This window comes from Bradyrhizobium sp. CCGB01 (genome assembly GCF_024199795.1).
In the GTDB taxonomy this organism is placed as follows: domain Bacteria; phylum Pseudomonadota; class Alphaproteobacteria; order Rhizobiales; family Xanthobacteraceae; genus Bradyrhizobium.
In genome coordinates this window covers 4,077,158-4,095,703 of sequence record NZ_JANADK010000001.1, presented here as the reverse complement: position 1 = coordinate 4,095,703, position 18,546 = coordinate 4,077,158, and the positions used below count along the sequence as shown (strand labels likewise).

Annotated in this window: 14 protein-coding genes and 2 pseudogenes; 11 read left to right on the top strand and 5 right to left on the bottom strand. The window is 60.3% G+C overall.

Annotation, left to right across the window (positions count from 1 at the left end; genetic code table 11):
* Nucleotides 1–58 precede the first annotated feature (58 nt).
* From NLM25_RS18625 to NLM25_RS18615, 3 genes are read left to right on the top strand one after another with little or no spacing between them, the layout of a single operon-like run.
* Entirely contained in the window at nucleotides 59–1,579 is a 1,521-nt protein-coding gene (locus NLM25_RS18625) for an HlyD family secretion protein (protein WP_254118350.1), read from the top strand.
* The gene (locus tag NLM25_RS18620) at nucleotides 1,576–2,802 is read left to right on the top strand and encodes a hypothetical protein (protein WP_309143605.1); all 1,227 of its coding nucleotides are present in this window, start codon (nucleotides 1,576–1,578) and stop codon (nucleotides 2,800–2,802) included. The genes NLM25_RS18625 and NLM25_RS18620 overlap by 4 nt, the downstream gene beginning before the upstream one ends.
* Entirely contained in the window at nucleotides 2,802–4,778 is a 1,977-nt protein-coding gene (locus tag NLM25_RS18615) for a glycosyltransferase family 2 protein (protein WP_254118349.1), read from the top strand. The genes NLM25_RS18620 and NLM25_RS18615 overlap by 1 nt, the downstream gene beginning before the upstream one ends.
* A gap of 535 nt (nucleotides 4,779–5,313) precedes the next feature.
* On the opposite strand, the gene NLM25_RS18610 is transcribed toward NLM25_RS18615, so the two are convergent.
* Together NLM25_RS18610 and NLM25_RS18605 are read right to left on the bottom strand one after the other, a co-directional pair.
* A complete protein-coding gene (locus tag NLM25_RS18610; RefSeq protein WP_254137906.1) occupies nucleotides 5,314–6,267 on the bottom strand; it encodes a cation diffusion facilitator family transporter in 954 nt (317 codons plus the stop codon).
* Nucleotides 6,268–6,293: 26 nt separating this feature from the next.
* Nucleotides 6,294–7,184: an NAD(P)/FAD-dependent oxidoreductase gene (locus NLM25_RS18605; protein WP_254118348.1), complete on the bottom strand. Its 891-nt coding sequence runs from the start codon at nucleotides 7,182–7,184 to the stop codon at nucleotides 6,294–6,296.
* Nucleotides 7,185–7,631: 447 nt separating this feature from the next.
* Between NLM25_RS18605 and NLM25_RS18600 the strand changes: the two genes are divergently transcribed.
* The 5 genes and pseudogenes from NLM25_RS18600 to NLM25_RS18575 all read left to right on the top strand — a co-directional run.
* On the top strand, nucleotides 7,632–9,245 hold the full coding sequence (locus NLM25_RS18600) for an alpha-amylase family glycosyl hydrolase (RefSeq protein ID WP_254118347.1): 1,614 nt from the start codon (nucleotides 7,632–7,634) through the stop codon (nucleotides 9,243–9,245).
* A 977-nt stretch (nucleotides 9,246–10,222) separates the two neighbouring features.
* On the top strand, nucleotides 10,223–10,441 hold the full coding sequence (locus NLM25_RS18590; RefSeq protein ID WP_254118346.1) for a hypothetical protein: 219 nt from the start codon (nucleotides 10,223–10,225) through the stop codon (nucleotides 10,439–10,441).
* 389 nt (nucleotides 10,442–10,830) lie between these two features.
* Complete coding sequence (locus NLM25_RS18585) at nucleotides 10,831–11,052, top strand: hypothetical protein (protein WP_254118345.1); 222 nt, start codon at nucleotides 10,831–10,833, stop codon at nucleotides 11,050–11,052.
* A 13-nt stretch (nucleotides 11,053–11,065) separates the two neighbouring features.
* Entirely contained in the window at nucleotides 11,066–11,488 is a 423-nt protein-coding gene (locus tag NLM25_RS18580) for a hypothetical protein (protein WP_254118344.1), read from the top strand.
* A 66-nt stretch (nucleotides 11,489–11,554) separates the two neighbouring features.
* Nucleotides 11,555–11,770 (top strand): annotated as a pseudogene (locus tag NLM25_RS18575) (PRC-barrel domain containing protein); the annotation flags it as partial.
* Nucleotides 11,771–12,549: 779 nt separating this feature from the next.
* Here NLM25_RS18575 and NLM25_RS18570 read toward each other — a convergent pair.
* The gene (locus NLM25_RS18570; RefSeq protein ID WP_254118343.1) at nucleotides 12,550–12,930 is read right to left on the bottom strand and encodes a PRC-barrel domain-containing protein; all 381 of its coding nucleotides are present in this window, start codon (nucleotides 12,928–12,930) and stop codon (nucleotides 12,550–12,552) included.
* Between the two features lie 416 nt (nucleotides 12,931–13,346).
* On the opposite strand from NLM25_RS18570, the gene NLM25_RS18565 reads away from it, so the two are divergent.
* Nucleotides 13,347–13,781 (top strand): hypothetical protein, encoded by a 435-nt coding sequence (locus tag NLM25_RS18565; protein WP_254118342.1) that lies wholly within the window; start codon nucleotides 13,347–13,349, stop codon nucleotides 13,779–13,781.
* Nucleotides 13,782–14,008: 227 nt separating this feature from the next.
* Here the strand turns inward: NLM25_RS18565 and NLM25_RS18560 are convergent, their stop codons facing one another.
* Both NLM25_RS18560 and NLM25_RS18555 read right to left on the bottom strand, forming a co-directional pair.
* On the bottom strand, nucleotides 14,009–15,964 hold the full coding sequence (locus NLM25_RS18560; protein WP_254124274.1) for an AI-2E family transporter: 1,956 nt from the start codon (nucleotides 15,962–15,964) through the stop codon (nucleotides 14,009–14,011).
* A gap of 210 nt (nucleotides 15,965–16,174) precedes the next feature.
* Nucleotides 16,175–16,483 carry an inorganic diphosphatase gene (locus tag NLM25_RS18555; RefSeq protein ID WP_254124273.1) on the bottom strand — a complete coding sequence of 103 codons (309 nt, stop codon included), beginning with the start codon at nucleotides 16,481–16,483 and terminating at the stop codon, nucleotides 16,175–16,177.
* 831 nt (nucleotides 16,484–17,314) lie between these two features.
* Between NLM25_RS18555 and NLM25_RS18550 the strand changes: the two genes are divergently transcribed.
* Both NLM25_RS18550 and NLM25_RS18545 read left to right on the top strand, forming a co-directional pair.
* A complete protein-coding gene (locus tag NLM25_RS18550) occupies nucleotides 17,315–17,485 on the top strand; it encodes a hypothetical protein (RefSeq protein ID WP_254118341.1) in 171 nt (56 codons plus the stop codon).
* A gap of 836 nt (nucleotides 17,486–18,321) precedes the next feature.
* Nucleotides 18,322–18,516 (top strand): annotated as a pseudogene (locus tag NLM25_RS18545) (DUF6496 domain-containing protein); the annotation flags it as partial.
* Nucleotides 18,517–18,546: the final 30 nt, after the last annotated feature.

Here is an 18,546-nt window from a genome sequence, read left to right as displayed (position 1 = left end):
ACCGGCAATCAACGCCAGATAAGTGCTTTTGGAAATACCTCCAACCGAGAGAAAGCTGATGATTGATAGATCCGAAAGCGGCGGCACTGTGCGCAGGCACCCCGCACTTCTGAGAATGTCCGCCATAGGCGTGGCGGGACTGCTGTCTGCACTGATGCTCACAGCCGTGGCGCCACCGATCGTCGCAGATCAATCCGATCGCGCCGTGGTCAACGCGCCTGTTACGCTTCTGACCGCGCCAATCAGTGGCGAAATCGGTTTGTTGGCGGTACTTCCCGGCCGGGACGTCCGCGACGGCGACACGCTGGCGCAGATCAGCAATCCAAGAGTTGATCGCGGGACACTCATCACGCTCCAGGAGAAGGCGTCCGACGCACGTCAAAAACTCGACGCGACACGCGCGAAGCACGAATCGGACCTCAGCTATGTTTCGTCTCTCGATGATGAACTCGCCAACCAGACCAACCAGCTCAAGGCTCAGTTCAAGTCGCAGATCGAGGAGCTTCGCGCCCGGGTTGCGCAATCCAACGCCATGAGCGGTGAAAAGAAGGCCTTGGTGGACCGCCAGAGCAATATGGTGACACGCAATGCCGCAAGCATGGATATGCTCAGGCCGACGATCCAGCAATACGCCGCGGCCATGCATGGTGCGGACGCAGAGGCTGCCAAGCTGAATCAAAAGATGGCCCAGCTCGACGCCCTGAGCAAAGGTATCTATGTCGGAGACGAACTGGTTGCTCTCAATAACCTGGCTCAGAAGCGCAGGGACATCGACCTGGACGCCAGGCGGATGAAAATCGAGGAAAAGCAGCAATCGGTCGTGCTCGCCGACCTGGAAAACCTGATCGACGCCGAACAAGCAAGGCTCGCGACCTTGGCGGATGCCGATGTCCTTTCGCACGGCCAAGGCAAGGTGTTGACCGTCGGCGCCGCGATGGGACGGCATGTGAGCGCTGGTGATACCATCAGTTCCATTGTCGACTGCGACAAGCGCTTTGTTGTGGCCATCTTCTCCTACCGGCAGGGTCAGAGCATGATGCCCGGCACCCGTGTTCGCATCGACGGGAGTTCGTTGCGGTCCGGCGTCGTCAGCGCGGTGCTGCCGAAGACCAGCGACAAGGTCGATGAGCGCTTTGCCGTTCCGTTCCCGCAAACCGAACGGCGCGAACTCTACGCCATCATCACGCCGGATGACGCGAGCGGGGATGGCGCATCAGCGCAACAAGCAGGAACTGCAAGCGCATCCGCGTGTCCGGTCGGCCAATGGGTGACGGTGACGCGCGAGAATGGTGTGGTCCCCTCGATGTCGGTCACCTGGCACCGGCTCGGCCATTTCGTTGCTTCGTGGATTGGAGACGACGCAGGCAGGAACGACAGTGCCAAGACCGAGACTGCCAAGACCGAGACTGCCAAGACCGAGACTGCCAACAGCGACACTGCGCAGAATTTGTCTTTGGACGCGGATACAAGAAGAGCTGGCATCGCACTTCTGCAAGACGTCTTCCGCGCCTCGGAGCCGCAGAAACCAAAGGCCGACGCGGATGGATCGCCCGAAACTCGCACCCTTGTATCACGATGAAGTCTGCCATCGTGATGATGATGTGCGCGACAGTCGTGGGCGCCCTGGCGGCCGCAGGCCAAACGGCGCAAGCGGCAAACACTTTCTGCGCCGGGTTGAACAAGGCGGTCACGCCGCACACAAAAGCTGCCGACGCGGTTTTCATCGGCAGTTATGAACCCAGCACGGATGAAGCGACCCTTCCGGCCGGTCTCGCTACCACGGCCTTCGTCTATGACAACGCGCTCGCCGCCATTGCACTGATTGCCTGCGGCAATGTGTCGGATGCAAGACCGATCGCCAACGCGCTGAGCCGCGCCGTACGCAAGGATCGAAGCTTTGATGACGGCCGTGTGCGCAATGCCTATCGCACCGGTGCGGTGAACCAGGAGGTACCCGATCTACCGGGCTGGTGGGACGGTCATGCCAAGATCTGGGCGGAGGATCCGGCGCAGGACGGCACTTCCACCGGAAACGTTGCGTGGGTCGCACTGGCACTGCTGACGCTCCATCAGGCGACCCACGATCCTCAATGTCTCGCCGACGCCAGACGCCTGATCGACTGGGTCATCGACGCGACCGCTTCCTCGGATGGCTTTTACGGCGGCTTTCACGGCTACGATCCGAAGCAGGTCAGGCTCACCTGGAAGTCGACCGAGCACAATGCCGACGTCCACGCGGCCGCGCGCTGGCTGTTTCGCTTGACTGGGGAACCGAAGTACGACGACGCGGCAGCGCAGGCCAGGCGGCTGCTCGATCGCGCCTTTCGCGGAGATCATTTCCTGCTTGGGACGAAGCCCGACGGCAATCTTGCGGATGAGGGTCTGCTCGCGCTCGACGCTCAGCTTTGGCCGTGGATGGCCGTGCCCGAATCGCCGGAAGCCTGGAAGAGCGCACTCGGCTTCGCGAAAGCGCGACTAGGGGTCGATGGCGGTTTCGATTTCAACGGCGATCGCGACGGCCTCTGGGTCGAGGGCACGGCGCAGGCGGCATTGGCCTACCGGATCAGCGGCAACGCGCGAGAGAGCGATCGGTTGTTGGCAAGCCTGAAGGCGGACCAGACGCCGAGCGGCCTGCTCAATGCCTCCCGCCCGGCGCGATTGACAACGGGACTGTCGATCGATCCCACCGGCAGCGGCGATCCTGACTTCTTCTATTACCGCCGTCCGCATCTCGGCGCGACCGCATGGGCCGTGCTGGCCGAAACAGGTTGGAACCCCTTCACCGGGAAAAGGATACGCTGATGTTCCCCACCGCCCCCGATGATCTTTCGATCCTGACCATCGACATCGGAATTCTGCTCGGGCTTCTGGTGATAGCGCGACTGCTGGACCCGCTGTGTGCCAGAGACCGTATCCTGTTCGGGGCGACGAGCGCGGCGTTTCTGATCCTTTATGCACTGTGGCGATGGAACGATACGCTGCCGCCGTTCGAGCTGTCGGCGCAAAGTCTTTGGCCGCGGCTCTTCATTGCCTTCGAGTCACTGGCCATCCTGTACACGCTGATCTCTATCGTGATCCTGTTCCGCAGCTCGGACCGCACCGCGCAAGCCGACGCGGCGGAGCAGCTTCTGTCCGCAAAAAATCGCCATCCCGCCGTCGACATCTTCATCTGCACCTATGACGAACCGCTCGAAATCCTCGAGCGGTCGATCCTGAGCGCACTGGCGCTCGACTATGCCAATGCGACAGTCTGGGTGCTTGATGACCAGAGGCGCGACTGGCTGCGGGAATATTGCGAGCGCGTTGGCGCGCGTCATCTGACCCGGCCTGACAACAAGGGCGCCAAGGCCGGGAACCTCAATAACGGGTTGGCCACGACCGCCCGCGCGACCAACGCGCCTGTCATTCTGGTGCTCGATGCGGATTTTGCGCCCCGGCGGGACTTTTTGAAACGCACGGTCGGCCTGCTGCTGTCCGATCCGGAGGTTGCGATCGTGCAGACTCCGCAATTTTACTACAACGCCGATCCGATCCAGCATAATCTGCTGGCGGAGAAGAGTTGGGTCGACGATCAACGCTTCTTCTTCGACATCTTCCAACCGGCCAAGGACGCGTGGGGCTGCGCGTTCTGCGTCGGCACCTCCTTTGTCGTTCGCCGCGACCGGCTCGAGGAAATCGGCGGCTTTCCCGATCAGGCAATCACCGAGGATATCAACCTCACCTACACCATGCTGGCGCACGGCTACCGCACATCCTGGCTGAACGAGCCGCTCAGTTTCGGACTTTCAGCCGAAGGCATCCCGGAATACGTCACCCAGCGCACGCGCTGGTGCCTCGGCACCATACAGGTCGCCCTGCTGCGTAACGGCCCGCTGCTCGGCCCCGGCTTCAGCTTCACCCAGCGCTGGCACTATCTTCACGGCATGCTAAACTGGCTCTCCAAACCCTTCATGGTGCTGCTATTGATCGCACCGACGATCTATTGGTTCGGCGGGCTGCCCGCGTTCGAAGCCGATTACCACTCCTTCCTGCGCTATGGCGTGCCGGCGCTGCTCGGGCAGATTATCTACATGGGCTGGATATCGCGCGCGCGGACGCTGCCTTTGTTCATGGAAGCCACCCACGCCATCACCTGCTTTGCGGTGACCGCAACGCTGCTGAGCGCCGTCGTCAAGCCGTTCGGCCGCCCCTTCAAAATTACCGACAAAGGCGGCGACCGATCGGCGCCGCGCATCCACTGGAAGCTCGCCGCCATCTTCGGGATGATCGCCGCAAGTTCTGCCGCGAGCATCATATGGGCGTTGATCTCGCCCTACGCCGCCAGCGAGATTTCCTCGCTAGATTTCTTCAACCTGCTCTGGGCCGGCATCGCGATGCTGATCGCTTTCATCGCGTTTCTCGTCTGCTTCGAATTGCCTCGTCCCGGCCACATGTTCGAGACGGACGAGGCTGTCTGGCTCTCGGGCGAAGGAAAGGTCTTGTCGTGCCGCCTGCTCGCGATGTCGCCGACCTCGGTGCGCTTCTCGGGTGCGGACGGCGGGGCGCTTGAGCTGGCCGGCTGGCGCTACAAAATTCACCTGGAAGGGCTGGGATGGACCGACATGTCCATGGTCTCGCGATCCGGCAACACGGTGCTCGCGCGGCTTGAGCCGAGTGCGGAACAACATCAGCGTCTGGTGGTACGGCTCTTCAGCGCGTCCCACGGTAACATCGCCGGCGTCGCCAGCCTTCGAGGCGCGCTGGCCGGGTTGCTACGTCGCGGATTTATTGGCGTCTAGCGCGGGGCCTAAAGTCAGACGTAACTCTCAGCGATGGTCTCCGAAAATGCCACGCTTTCACTATGCTCGATCCGGGCTCGACATTTGCCGGACGTGGAAAAATGGCGTTCCTCGGTCTGAGGGGCGCCCGTCAGGAGGCGAAGCCTTGATGCTCTCCTCGAGCGCACTCGGGCACATTTTTGAGACTGACTTGGCCGACCTGCTCAAGCGGAAGATGGCGGATCAGGCCGACGCTGCCGTCTCCCAGCCGCTTCGCGGCGTCCGCTTTTGGCTTTTCTGCCTAAAATAGGCGGCGGGGGCAGGAATAGTCTCGCCGGCCGGTGCAGGTGACTCCGGCACGCTGATGCTGACCAGCCGGGTCTGCGTCGAACTCGTGCACAAAGGCGGCCGCTATCGGCGTAGGGCTCCGCCGTTTCGGCACCGACCGCGCTTGCGATCTGCACCCGCGGACGCGTGCGGTATGACTCCGGTCGGTCTCACTCGCGGCAGTTTGATATCTTCAGCCATCCCGGCGGAATTTCGTGAAAAGGTCGTTCTAGGATCTCTGGCCCCGACGTTTCGCCCGAACGGCATGGAAGCGCGCGTTCGTCTGCGGCTTGATGAACAGGGCTGCGACGCTCGGGTGACGTTTGCGGATCTCGCTCTCGAGCGAGATCACACATTGTTCAATGTCGTCGGCGCGCTTCTCGTCGGCGAACTCGACGCTTAGGGCGGCGATAACCTCGTCCGGCGATAACTGCACCGTCAGGAGCCCGTTGGCCTGGAGCACGCCCGGCGAGCGTCGTGCGATCTCGAGGATCGATCGAGCGAGCTCCGGATGCGCCGGCTCGCCGATCAGGAGACTCTTGCTCTCGCGGGCGAGTCCGACGGATGTGATCCCTAAAAGAACCCCGATCAGGATCGAGCCGATGCCATCCCACACCGGCTGCGCCAGCCATACCGCAGCTGCAGTGGCTGCGGCCGCGATGACGATGCCGACCATCGCGGCGCTGTCCTCAAGCAACACCATGAACGCGGGAGGGTCCTTGCTGCGGACGAAGGCCTGATAGTATCCGAATCGCGCAGCATCCGACCGGAAACGACGCAGGGCGATTAGCCACGAGGCGCTCTCGAACAGGAACGACAGGGCGAGCACGACGAAGCTAACGATGGGATCCTCAATCGGCTCGGGTGCCCAAATGTGCAAGACCCCCTGATAGAGCGAGACGCCGGAGCCGAGCGCAAAAATCAGCAGCGCGACGATGAAGCTCCAGAAGTACAATTCACGTCCATAGCCGAGCGGATGCGATTCGTCCGCCGGGCGGCTCGCACGATGGTAGCCGTAGAGCAGCAGCACCTCGTTGGATGTATCCACGACCGAGTGCACGGCCTCGCTCGTCATCGCCGAGCTTCCCGTCCAGATGGCGGCGCCGATCTTGGTGACGGCGACAAGGATATTGCCGGCCAGCGCAGCATAGACGGTCGTCTTCGACGATGATGCGGCCGTCATGTTCACCAAGATCCACCTCCACAGAATCAGGCCCACCGCCGAGGCAGGCTGTTGTGAATCGTACAGGCGGCGACCGCCGCATGACCGAACGCGACGGAGATCTGGTGCAGATCGGTAACGACGTCGCCTATTCCGTAGAGTCCATCGACCGATGTGCGCTGATGATCGTCGACCCTTAGATAGCTTTCGTCGGTATGCTCGGCATCCAGCGACATCGCCAGCCGCGAGCGCACCTGCGCGCCCATCGCCGCATAGACCACATCAAATTCCTCGGTAAGCTCGCCATCGAAGACCGCTTCGATCCGTTTCCCCTTTCGCCTGAGCCTCAGGTCGGAGGCCGGTACGACGCTAACAGCTTCCACGGACAGCCGCGCCTTCGCGACCTCGTCCGCTCCGCATTCCGTCGCGAGCAGCGTCACATCCTGCGAGTAGCCGCGGAGGAATAGCGCCTTGGGCGCGGCGTGATCGAGCGGGCCGATCACGCCGATTCGGCGGCCGATTGCCTCGAAGGCGTCGCAGACCGGACAGTAGCGTAAGAGCCCATCAGCGACCGCAGAGCGCCACTCGTCGAATGGCGGATGGATGTCCACGATCCCGCAGGCGAGAACCACACTGGAGACGTCATGTTCGCATCCCCGCCAGCTCGCGCGAAAGCCGTCTCTGTGCCGCCTCAGGGCGGTGACTTCGGCATCCACGCGCGCGACGTCGAGCTCGGCTAGTTGCGACGACATCCGCGCGATCAGCTCTGCGCCGGACAGGCCATGCGCAAAGCCCGGTACATTGTGACTACGGGGGATCAAAGCCGCACGACTTGCGCCCGTATCCACAAGGCAGACGCGGCGTCGGAATCGGCCGAGATAGATAGCGGCCATCAGGCCTGCTGGCCCGCCGCCGACGATTAAGCATTCAATGGACATCGATAACGTCGCGCGTGATCGCGTTGCTTGATCCCTCACTGAGGGGTTGGGATCCGATGCGCGATAGCGGCATTCCCTTTTGGATGTCCGGTTCCGGCATGCTGGTCCCTTCGGAAAGATCAGTCGTCGGACCAACCCAGGGCACCACGGGCGGTTCCCGAAGGCCGACAAGGATGGCTCTGTGACGGACGATCTCCGGCGGCAGAGTGCGCCGCAAGAGTTGCGGCACTATCGCCTTACGTTTTTGCCGCAAACCCATCGCTCGCCCCCTACTCCGTTCCCTGAAGAGGCGCCTGCAGTACTCAGAATTCGCCGGTCACGTAGCAACCATCGTTCATTCCTGGACTTGATGCCACGTGGTTGAGCCGAACACGGAAGCGAACATCCTGGCGATAGAATCCTGAGATTGCGAGAAGAGCGTTTGTTTGAAGCATGAGGCACGGCGAGGTGAACGAAGGCGATGCGGCCGAGGGGAGCAATAAGACGGCGTGGTGGCAATCCGCTGTCATCTATGAGATCGCGCTGATCTCATTTCAAGATTCCGATGGCGACGGCAAAGGCGACCTTGCCGGCCTGGCGGCGCGGATCGACTATCTGAAATGGCTCGGCATCGACGCGGTGTGGCTCACGCCGATCTACCGTAGCCCCTTCCGCGATCTCGGTTATGACATCTCCGATTATTGTTCGATCGACGCGAGTTTTGGCAGCCTGGATGACTTTGATCGCCTCATCGCCGTCCTGCACAAGGAAGGCATCCGGCTCATTCTCGACCTCGTCCCCAATCACACCGCCGACGACCATGCCTGGTTCGTCGAAAGCAGCACCTCGCGCAACAGCGCGAAAGCCGACTGGTACATCTGGGCCGATGCGGGCGAGGACGGCGGGCCGCCCAACAACTGGCTGAGCCGCTTCGGCGGCAGCGCGTGGGAATGGTGCGAAGCGCGGCGCCAGTATTTTTACCACTCGTTCCTGGTCGAGCAGCCCGATCTGAACTGGCGCAATCCGGACGTGCGGGCAGCGATGGCCGACGTCATGCGCTTCTGGCTTGATCGCGGCGTCGATGGTTTTCGTGTGGATGCCAGCGCGGTGCTGATCAAGGACGAGCTCTTGCGCGACAATCCAAAAAATCCGCAAGCCGAGGGCAAGCCGCCCCCGCAACGCAACACACCGGTCTTCACCGACGACCGGCCGGAGACGATGCAATGCATCGAATTCATCCGGCAGATCCTCGACATCTATCCCGGCCGGCTGTTGTGCGGCGAAGTCCAGGGCAAGACCGACCGCATTGGCCACTTCTACGGCACCGACCGGCCGCGCCTCCATCTGCCACTCAACTTCGCGCTGCACGACGCCGAGTGGGACGCGCTGTCGGTGCAAGCGGCCATTGATGCCTATTTCAACGCCTTGCCCGAGCGCGCATCGCCCGTCTGGGTGATCGGCGGCCACGACAAGCAAAGGATCGCGAGTAAGATCGGCGCCGCCCAGATGCGCGTGCTGGCGATGCTCCTCATGACGCTCCCGGGAACGCCGTTCTTCTACATGGGCGATGAGATCGGCCGCAAACGCGTGCCCATTCCGCCCGATCACGTCCGTGATCCATTCGAGAAGCTCGTGCCCGGATACGGACTTTGCCGCGACCCGGAACGCGCACCGATGCGGTGGGACGACAGCCCCAGTGGAGGCTTCACCAAAGCCAGCCCATGGCTGCCGCTCGGGCCAGAGAGCGCGCCCAACATAGCGCAGCAGCAACGTGATCAGCGTTCAATCCTAGCGCTATTCCGAGCGTTGATCGCGCTACGGCATGAGCATCCCTGTTTGCAATATGGTAGCTATGAACCGTTGCGATCGCGGAACGATGTGCTCGCAGTGAAGCGCGTGGCGGGCGGGACCGAAGTGCTGGTCGCCCTCAACATCGCTGCCGAGCCAAGGAAATGGCACTGGAAAGGTCGTGGCCGGATGATGATGTCGACGCATCTTGACCGGCCGCAGCAGCCACTGCCGGAAGCGTCGATTCTGCTTCGGGGCAATGAAGGCGTGATTGTCGAGCTCGAGCGCGGCTGACGCTCGCAGATGCGCGAGACGGCCCTTTACTTCACCGATTGTAGACCCGACGTGATCAGCCACTCTCTCAGGTGAGAGGCGGTCTTAGTTCGCCGAGCTTTGCGAATAATCCTGTCGGGATGTCCCGAGCCTCTTTCCCGCGAACGCCGCACCGCGTCCAGTAGTTCTTCCAAAGTAGTATTCTTGAAACGACGCCGTCTCAGCATGGCGTGCTCCCTCATATGTAGGCGGGAGACTCGATTACTCCTCTCCGCCACCGGCGCTACGACGACCAGTGATGCCAAGTTAACAATCTGCCGCAGTGAGAGTTGCGAAATTCCCTTGGCGTTCAGTTCCCGATCGGAGGCTGAGGGCCACGTCGTAGGAAGAGATGGCGAAATCAAGCGGCCTTACTTCGGCGACTGCAATCCAGGAGAAGTCAGCCATTCCGTCAAATATGCTGCCGTCTCGTCTTGGCGCGCTTTTCTGAGCAGCGCCTCCCGCTTACGGCCGGGTGGAAGGTTTCCGGCTTCCTCATGCAGTTGCAAGGCCTCTTGAGTTAGGCGTTCTTCTAGCGACTTAGCGTGTTTGAAGCGGCGGCGCCTGTGTATGCGCTCGACCCTTCCCTTTGGTTCAGGCGGGATCGATTCCTCAGCCACTGGCGCGCTTATGGAAATCGGTCTTGGCCGGTGATGCAGGTAACGCCCATACTGCACACAGGTTGCTATTCAAGAGCTCCCAGCAAATCGCAGCGGCTTTGCCTCACGGCCTTGCGAGCCCCAGCGAAGATTCACTTATGATAAAAATATTTCGGTTCCGCCGACTCATGGAAATCCGGTGCAGTTGCCCGGCGGCGGCAAGAAAGCCATGCCCATGTCGTGGACAGCGAAACGCCCTCAAGCCCACCCTGAACGCCAAGACGACGCCGTTCCCCTACCCCGTACCGGGCTATTTTCAAATGTGATTGGGTGGCACAATTGTAGCAGGAAAAGCAAATCATGACTGACGAACAGATCAATCTCATCGTTCAGCACCTTTGCGAGCAATTGCACTTGGCACTCCGATTAAAAGGCAGCGAGGCGCATCCACCAAACGCCAAGGATATTGGATTCGATCCTGCTTCCGTAAGAACTGTATTGCTGACCGGCTTGCGTTCGGCGGATGTCACGATCCGCGACGAGGCAGCAGGGCCGAGCGATGAGCCGCCATGGTCCTAAACACAAAATGCAGCACCGAGGCCGTGGTACGCCTACCGCGAGAGCGCCCCTCTCCCGGCCGACGCCGATCGAATCCGCCGGGCGGACGTCGTTAGGTAAGTACCATCGGAAAACAGCCATTCCCGTCACGGGCTCGATAGCCAGGCCGGGCCCTGTGAATCGAGGGACTAACCTGCCCCCTTTCTCATCCCAGCCCCGGCGGGCCGAGTTAATACCTGATGGCTTGGTGAACCGGACGAACCGGCCGCTCTTCAATCTGAGCTTGTACCAAGCCATAAGCTGCGATCAGCTGACGACGGGAAATTTGTGATTAAATGTTCTTCTCTTGAAAGTTCTTGCGTTCAGCCGGATACTGGTCCTTGTCTATCAGCAATTCGAGGAGAGCGATCATGGCAATCCAGATCGTGATGGACCGTACTGGCGACAGCCGTCATTATTTCGACCCCCTCGACGTACAGGAATTGGCGAAGGCGGAGCAGCGGTTCTACGAGCTGACGCAGGCCGGCTTCACCGCGGCGTTCCGGACGGGTCCGGGTCAGGCATCACAGATCCGATCGTTCGATCCCAATGCGGACGAGACGATCTTCTTTCCTAGGCTCGTCGGCGGGTAGCGGGCATTCCGCCATGTTGGGTTTTGGATCGACGCAGCCGGGCGTCCGCTCCCGCAGGAGAGCAACGCGAGCTCTCTTCATCAAGCACGGCGCCGAGGGCACGCCAGAGGGACGATCACTGCGGATATTGCGGGAATGGCTGTCGCCGGCGCAACGGGAGCAGTTTGCCGGTCGGGGCTACTTCGAAGTGATCGGAAGCGACACCGGAAAGCGATACAGAGTCCAGGCCGGAACCTCGGCCAACGTGTGGGCGATCAACGAAAAAGGTCGTCTGGAGGCCGGGTTATGCTTCATGCCAATCGGCGCCCTGCCGATCGGAGATGTCATGCTGGCCCAGAAGATAGCGCTGGAAACATGCGAAGCCGAGGTGCTCGCTGTAGCCAGGAAGTTCGCTCCGAGCGGTTTCCATTTCAGGCAAACCCGACCTCTCGGCTGATGGCACCGCGTCATTGCGCGTGTGTCTATATCCGCGACATGCTTCTGCAAGGATTGAACGGGCGACCTCAACAAGATCAGCGGCAAGGTCGCTTGCGCCGTACTCGGATTTGGCGGCTTTCTGGGCATCGGGGACGATCACTACCCGCTTTCCTGGCAATCCCTGAGGTATGACAGCAATCTAGGCGGCTATGTCACAACCGTTCCCGAGAATCAGCTTAGAGGCGCACCCAAGTACATCAGCGAGACCAGTTGGAATTGGTCAGGTCCTGAGATGGCTTGATCGGTCGATGATTATTGTGCTGGCATACCCGCGCCGTGAGCGGTCTGCCGCTGGTCGACCGGCATTGGCGCTGCGGTCCCGAGCACGCTCCGTGCCTGTCGGGACCCATTTCGCTGCTTACGGAGAGCTCGTGCTCCCTTTCGCCGGCAAAGCCAAACCAGGCAAATGGCAGCGCGACGCCAGACAGCTGCCATGGGCAAGAAGAGCGCTGTAGAGCGCCATATGGGCGATTGATCCAGCGATGCGCACTGCCTAAGGGCCCTGGAATGAGTTTCGCCGGCGCCCCAACGGACCGCTGCACTGCGCTGTCTGTGTCCACTTCCGGCCGTCCGACAGGTGAGAAATCGTCGCAGGGCAAATCAGTCCCGATGGTTGGTGCCGCTATTTCCATAGCGCGAGAGCTAGGCGCGGATCGCTTGGCACGGGCGGCAGCTACTGATTTAGCGCTTCCAGATGAGAGCTAAATTCGATCGATCACGCGCGTGTGCGATTGAGCGTCCCGAGGTATCAGGGCGCTCCGCCAGCGACTAGGACGTGACAATCGTTGCATCGGCTTCACCGGTGCTAGAGACATCGGTCATGAGTGACCTACTCGTTTTGTGAGGCAGGCCATTTGAAGCTCATAAATTCTGCGTCGGCTATCAGACGATTGGACACGTAACTTGGCGAAAGCCTCAGTTCGGCAAGATCGAATCCGACAGCATGCAGCGCATGAGCCTATGCGCGGCGCATGAGATCAAGCGCCTAACGATTGGGACTTTCAGATCCGCTGCCCACCCTTAAAGGCCACCTGGGCGCGCCTCCCAGTACGTTGGCGTCCCGTAATACTGGTGGGTGCGCGTTTCCCAATCTCGATCCTGCCACGAGTCATCACTGAATTCAGGCGCGTCCCTCAGCTGTTGCTCGGTGATATTGGTTCGAAAACCACTGAGCGACGTATCATAGGTCAGAGCGCTCCAAGGAATGGGGTAATGGCTGTGGCCCAATCCAACAAATCCGCCAAAGCTCATGACAGCATAAGCCACGCGACCTGACACCTTGTCGATAATGAGGTGATCTATTTCACCGATATTCTTTCCATCGGCTCCATATACCTCGGTTCCTTGAATATCTTCGCTTGAGATGCATTGACGATCCGGATGGGCTGTTGCGCGTGCCATGGCTTTCGTCTCCCTCACAGGTGGGTTTTGTCGGCTTAACTCGGCCGTTACGGGGTCGTTCCTTTCTTCGGAGAACATGCCGCAGCGCCGATCACCAATCTATCGTCGTCGGCATCGTCTCTAACAACCTCCAGCTACGATGAACCCCCATGACGAAAAGCCTGCATTACGGTCGCGGTATCCATTCAACCTAGCTGAGAGGAGTTGCCCTTGAGGCTCTCCGTCAGTCGAGACATAGTGTTCGCCGCAAAGACGATGATGATGAGGCTGCCAACTGAAGTCGCTTTATTTGGGTGGACGACTTTAGAATCCGGTGATCTCCGCCGCTCTTCAATGTTGGGGCAGCTCTCGTGCGTTCGGAACGGAAGGCCCTCTACTTTTGTTCATCGTCACAGAGAGCTCAAAGGAGAAGAGCTATGATCGCAAACAGACTTATGATCCTGAGCGCAGCGCTCGCCTTCAGCGCCAGCTCCGTTTATGCCGGTCCCTGCAACACGGTGAGCCATGATGCAGGATCAGGGAATGTCCCCGGTTATACCAGACAAACCACTGGTTCCGCGGCAGTTGATTCCAAGCAGCATCCGCCGACATCTTCGATGGGCAAGGCCTCGGAGCATACCGCAACGTCGTCGGAAGACGCGCAGCGCCAGATGCAGAGCCAGCCTACTGCCGCCGAGCAATCAACGGCGACCAAGCCTGCACCCTCCGCACAGGCGCCGGATCGGACGACAGGCACGGTCGAGCAGACCCGCCCCGCGCCCACTGACCAATCAAAGAAGGCGACGGCTGGTGCGGCCGAGCCTGCGCCGTCCCAGCAAAAGGTGACGGCGGCCGAGCAGGACTGCGAGTAAACGCGGCGGACAATAGTTTCAAGGGGCGCAACTCGAGGGCTGGCCGACCGCCTGAGATAAAGAAGTCGTCTGCACCACTTGACCAGGCCGGTGCCGATTGCTTCCGCTTCTGGCCCGACTCGAACCTCGAGCGAGGTCCTCTTTTGCGCCGCTGTTCGGGGCATAACAGACATCAAACGCGCCCTCGCCGCCCTAATCGTCCCACACTCCTCGCAGCGGTGACGTCCTCAATTGCGCCTACCACCAGATCGCGGCGCTCGAGACCGGTGCGCATCAGTACGTTTTGTTTCTCCTTCGGGTGCGGCGGTCGAGCGGCATGCTGCTTCGATGCAAAGCTCTACCGCCTTGCGAAGCGACTTCGCATAGAAATCCGCGCCGATCGGCTCGCCATCCAGACTCGCTTCATCCTCCGAATCTTTGGTTGAGCCCCATAGGCCGACAAGGAGTGTGGCGTGTGGCATTTTGCGACGCAGACGCCGAAGAAGGAAGCGTAGATGCACCGGACTTCCTCTTCCAAGGCAAGATACACACACCATCCCTATGCTGGCTGTATCAAGCCCAACGATGTTGGAAGACAAGGCAGCCGTCGAAGGCTCGATGCGGGCGCCGATACCATGTTTTTCGAGAAGCTGCGCGATCATGTTCGCCGTCGCTTCGTCAAGAGGATCTCGCGCGCCGATGCACAATACATGCTTTCCGTCTCGCCAACCGGGTCTTGACGTTCCAGTCGGTACAACGGGCGGCGATAGATCAGGAGCGTTGACCACCTCGATTTCAACTGTGTTGGCGTCATGGAGGTTCTCGTTGCTCTTGACAGGTGGAGCGCAGTCATCGTGATCGGAAAGATTGTCGATGACGCCCTCGACAGTTTCCTTAATCCGGTGCAGGCGCTCCGAGTCCAGAGCGTCGCGTCGCGCGTCAGCCCGCGCCAGCAGCAACCCAGGAATTGCAATCTCGTCGTAATAGGCGCAGAGGGATTTTTCCTTCATGAACTTCTCGGCTTGGTCCGCAGCCTCGTCGGGATCACCGGCCAGCATACGTTGAAAGAAATTCTGTTCTGGCGTGAGCGCCGGCTGATCACCTAGGATCACATCCAAGAACTCCAATCGCTCGACGTGACGCCCCAATACCACCAGGCACACCGTCAGGGGTGTCGAAAGCAGAAGTCCAATTGGTCCCCATAACCAAGTCCAGAAGGCTGCAGCCACCACCACAGCTTCCGGCGAGAGCCCTGTATTGTGGCCATACAGCATGGGCTCTACAATTTGGCTCAGGATCGGTTCTACGATCACGAACAATGCCAACGTCCGTAAGAACATGGACCAACCCGGATCAACCGCGATGGCAAGCGCCGCAGGGACTGCGGCGGCGATGAATGCGCCGATATAAGGAACGAAGCGCATAAGAGCCGCGAAGATGCCCCACAACACCGGATTGGGAATGCCGATCACCGCAAGACTGATCCCGATGACAATCCCGAACGTTGCGTTGATGCAGGTTTGCGTCAGGAAATACCGGCTCAGTCGCCGACCGGCATCGTCGATTGCTTCGGACGTGCGCCCCAAATCCTCTGCGCCTGCGAGGCGGACAAAACGGCCCCGCAGATCTTCGCGAAAAAGCAGCATAAAAATCACGAAAACGATAACAATGCCCGTCGTCGCCAGAGGCGCCAACAGAGGCCCGACGATGGCTTGCACTACATCGAACGGTTTAGGCGGCGGCTGTTGGATTTCCACCGGCAGTGGCTTAGCCTGGGGTTCTCCTACAGAAGTCTGGGCGGGTTCATGAGCATTCTTTCGTCCTTGCTCTTGCGGCTTTGACATTTCTTGGCGCAGATCTCCGAGCATATCCTTTAGCCGATTGAGGATTCCCGGACTGAGCGCGATGTCTTGGACCGAATGAATCTTATCGCTGATCGTCAGCTGATAGCGGGGCAGGTTCTCGGCGAGTTGTGCGACCTGCTGGGTCATAATGGCGCTGAGCCCGAAAATCAGCAGAAATGCAAGCACCACTGCGGCAAGAACCGAGCCCACGCGGCCGGCATAAAAGCGACGAAAAAGCCGAACGACCGGAGCGAGCACGAAGCTCAAAAGCAACGCAACAACAACCGGCACGAAGAGCTCACGCCCGAAATAGAGCAATGCCACAAGGGCCAGGCCGATGAAGAGATTGCTTGCGACCATCGCAGGCAACAGAGAGCTCGCGATGTGGCTTCCAGGCAAAGTCCACAGGCGGGATGGGCCCGGCATATCTCAAGGGCTCGGCTTCGGTTCTGCTTAGCTCACCCCTAATTACGGCCGATGTTCCCTTTTGTACCTCGGCTCCAATCGGCGCCCTAGAGTTCTGGGTCTACAGATCGACCATGGCAAGCAGGTTGGAATGTCGCGGACGCTCTAGCCCCCGTCGCAATTCGATAGCCGCTTGATGGCCTTGACGGCGGCGCCGGGGCCGCGCCACCCTAGGAATTTGGGCTCCGTGTCTTCCAGCGCGTTCGTCGCGCGGAAGAACTGTTCGAGTTCCTCGACGGCGCGAGACGGCAGATTCCTAATGTCTTCAAGATTGCTCTCTAACGGCGAGCGCTCTGGCGCAGCGAAGATGCGATCGTTGCGCTCCTCCTTGCCTTCTCGCTTCTGGAGGATTTCGAGAATCCCGATCGGCCGGCATCGGAGCACGACGCCCGCATAGGTCTGAGATACGTAGATGATGAGGACGTCCAGCGGGTCGCTGTCTTCGGCTTGTGCCGAGGGAATGAAGACCCAATCCTACGGATAGGTGAGCCCAACCCATTAGGGGCTTCGCAAGCGTGAACATCCTCAGCTCCGGATCGAACTCCAATTCGCAGGTGCTTCCACGGGGTGTTTCGATCACGGCGTAGATCTTCTTCTCGTCGGCCCACGTCGGGAGCTTGCTCAGGTTCGTCATGGGTCTGCAGGCGCTGCGTTGTCTGGCCTTTGAAACGGCAACGTGAATCCTTTGTTCCTCCCGTCGCGCCGCGCTGGCGTTATCCACGCGGACGCGCAATAGCCCATGAGGGCTACTTGGGAGGCTCGACCGTGGTTTTTGTCGATCCGTCCGGCGCCGGCTGCATCCGTGGCGGGCTTTGCCCTTGGGGACTTTCCGGAGGCGCACCACCTGAACCGGTGTTGGTAGGCCCGGTCCAGCCCTGCTGCTGCAATTGACCCCTGTCTTCGGGCGCCGAACGCCCGCTCGGCGCGCCAAGGTCGTCCGCCGGCTTGGCGGGCTGTGCAATCGCCAATCCACCGGACAGCACAAGACATATCGATGCTAGTTGGACGCGCACTGAAACCTCCGTTGCCCCTGATCAACGAAGAGCTTCGCGCCGATCCCGCCGTTCCTGTTCATCGGAACCGATTTGCTGATTCCTTCGTTCAAGAACGACTTACAGGAGGACTTCAATGGCAAGAGCATCATGGAAGCGACCCGGCTCGCCGATCGGCAGGAAGGGCCCGCGCAAGGCAAATCCCTCATACAAACGTCGTACGCGTGAACCGTGGTCGAGCGCGGATGTGAAAATGCTCAAGCAGCTCGCGAAGGGCAACACGCCGACCGGAGTGATGAGCGTCAAACTTCAACGTCCCATCGCGGCTATCCGCAGCAAGGCGCGGCGCGAAGGGATTTCCCTGAAGCCCATCAACCGTTCGCCCTACAACCGGCGCGCAACGAAGAGGCGTTCGCGTCGCTAAGTGGCAGGCTCGCCTCTCGATGTCGTTCGCCGATGCTGGTGGCGACTGCCGGTAATGAACGACTGCATAACCGCAACGGGGCGCTTCAGCTCTCATGTCACAGGTCGCGCCGCTTCCTTGACAGCCTGGCCCGTGGTCGCCATTCCGGCGGCGTAGGCCGCTCCCGCGCCAAGAAGAAGGGCGCAGAAACTTGCAAACATCGCGTATGCGAAGTGCTTCCGGGCCGCATCAATCTGAGCAGGCGTTGCAACTCCGCATGTGGGAATTGGTCTCCGCGTGCCGAACCTCGGGTAGCAGCCGCTTGCTTTCGGTGCCGGCCGGAGCTTCCCGAAGTTGAATGGCCTCCGCGGCGGACTCGTTGGCCAATTGGCAACAGCCGCGAGCGGCAGCGCCACTTGAACGACCCATCGGCTCAGCTTAGGATCGGGAAATGCGGATGCCCGCAGCTTAATGTTGCTCAATCGAACGAACGTTCCCGTCCCTAGGCACGCCGTGGCTCGCATATACGCTCGCGATACCTCAGATGTTATAGACTAGACGCTGCGGCGTCTCCCGACGCAGTCATCCAATCCTCAAGGAGATCCTCGGGATCATCATCCGCCAACTTCCGATGCCGCTTCGTGCGGCCTCTTTTGTCGTTTCGCAGGTTTCGCTTTCGGTGACACCGCATGGCGCATTTGCCTTCTTCTCCGAAAAAAAACGGGCCGAGAGGATTGCAGTTCCTACCCCGGGAGCCACCCCGCCTCCGCCACGCGGTTTAAGGAACTAATCGTTCACGACCTTATTTTTCCGAGGAACCCCAGCGGGTGGCTTGTTCAGTCGACGAAGGAAAGATGATGGCGCGAAAAGCAAAGAAACGAAAATATTCCAAGAGCTCCGGCAGCGACGTCAAAAGCGAAGTGCGCCGCTACAAGAAAGGCAAGGCGAAGAGCGGGCGGGCTGGAAAGGGCGGTAAGGTCAAGAGCCGAAAACAGGCAATCGCAATCGGACTGTCGAAGGCCCGCAAGAAAGGCAAGAAGGTCCCAAAGAAAAAGAAATGAGAAGGACCAGCCAAGTGCGAC

Coding starts and splice junctions, on each gene's coding strand:
- NLM25_RS18560 (WP_254124274.1), bottom strand. CDS start 15,964: ATGGTCGCAAGCAATCTCTTCATCGGCCTGGCCCTTGTGGCATTGCTC.
- NLM25_RS18585 (WP_254118345.1), top strand. CDS start 10,831: ATGGCAATCCAGATCGTGATGGACCGTACTGGCGACAGCCGTCATTAT.
- NLM25_RS18580 (WP_254118344.1), top strand. CDS start 11,066: ATGTTGGGTTTTGGATCGACGCAGCCGGGCGTCCGCTCCCGCAGGAGA.
- NLM25_RS18615 (WP_254118349.1), top strand. CDS start 2,802: ATGTTCCCCACCGCCCCCGATGATCTTTCGATCCTGACCATCGACATC.
- NLM25_RS18570 (WP_254118343.1), bottom strand. CDS start 12,930: ATGGCACGCGCAACAGCCCATCCGGATCGTCAATGCATCTCAAGCGAA.
- NLM25_RS18620 (WP_309143605.1), top strand. CDS start 1,576: ATGAAGTCTGCCATCGTGATGATGATGTGCGCGACAGTCGTGGGCGCC.
- NLM25_RS18625 (WP_254118350.1), top strand. CDS start 59: ATGATTGATAGATCCGAAAGCGGCGGCACTGTGCGCAGGCACCCCGCA.
- NLM25_RS18605 (WP_254118348.1), bottom strand. CDS start 7,184: ATGTCCATTGAATGCTTAATCGTCGGCGGCGGGCCAGCAGGCCTGATG.
- NLM25_RS18590 (WP_254118346.1), top strand. CDS start 10,223: ATGACTGACGAACAGATCAATCTCATCGTTCAGCACCTTTGCGAGCAA.
- NLM25_RS18550 (WP_254118341.1), top strand. CDS start 17,315: ATGCTCAAGCAGCTCGCGAAGGGCAACACGCCGACCGGAGTGATGAGC.
- NLM25_RS18565 (WP_254118342.1), top strand. CDS start 13,347: ATGATCGCAAACAGACTTATGATCCTGAGCGCAGCGCTCGCCTTCAGC.
- NLM25_RS18610 (WP_254137906.1), bottom strand. CDS start 6,267: ATGACGGCCGCATCATCGTCGAAGACGACCGTCTATGCTGCGCTGGCC.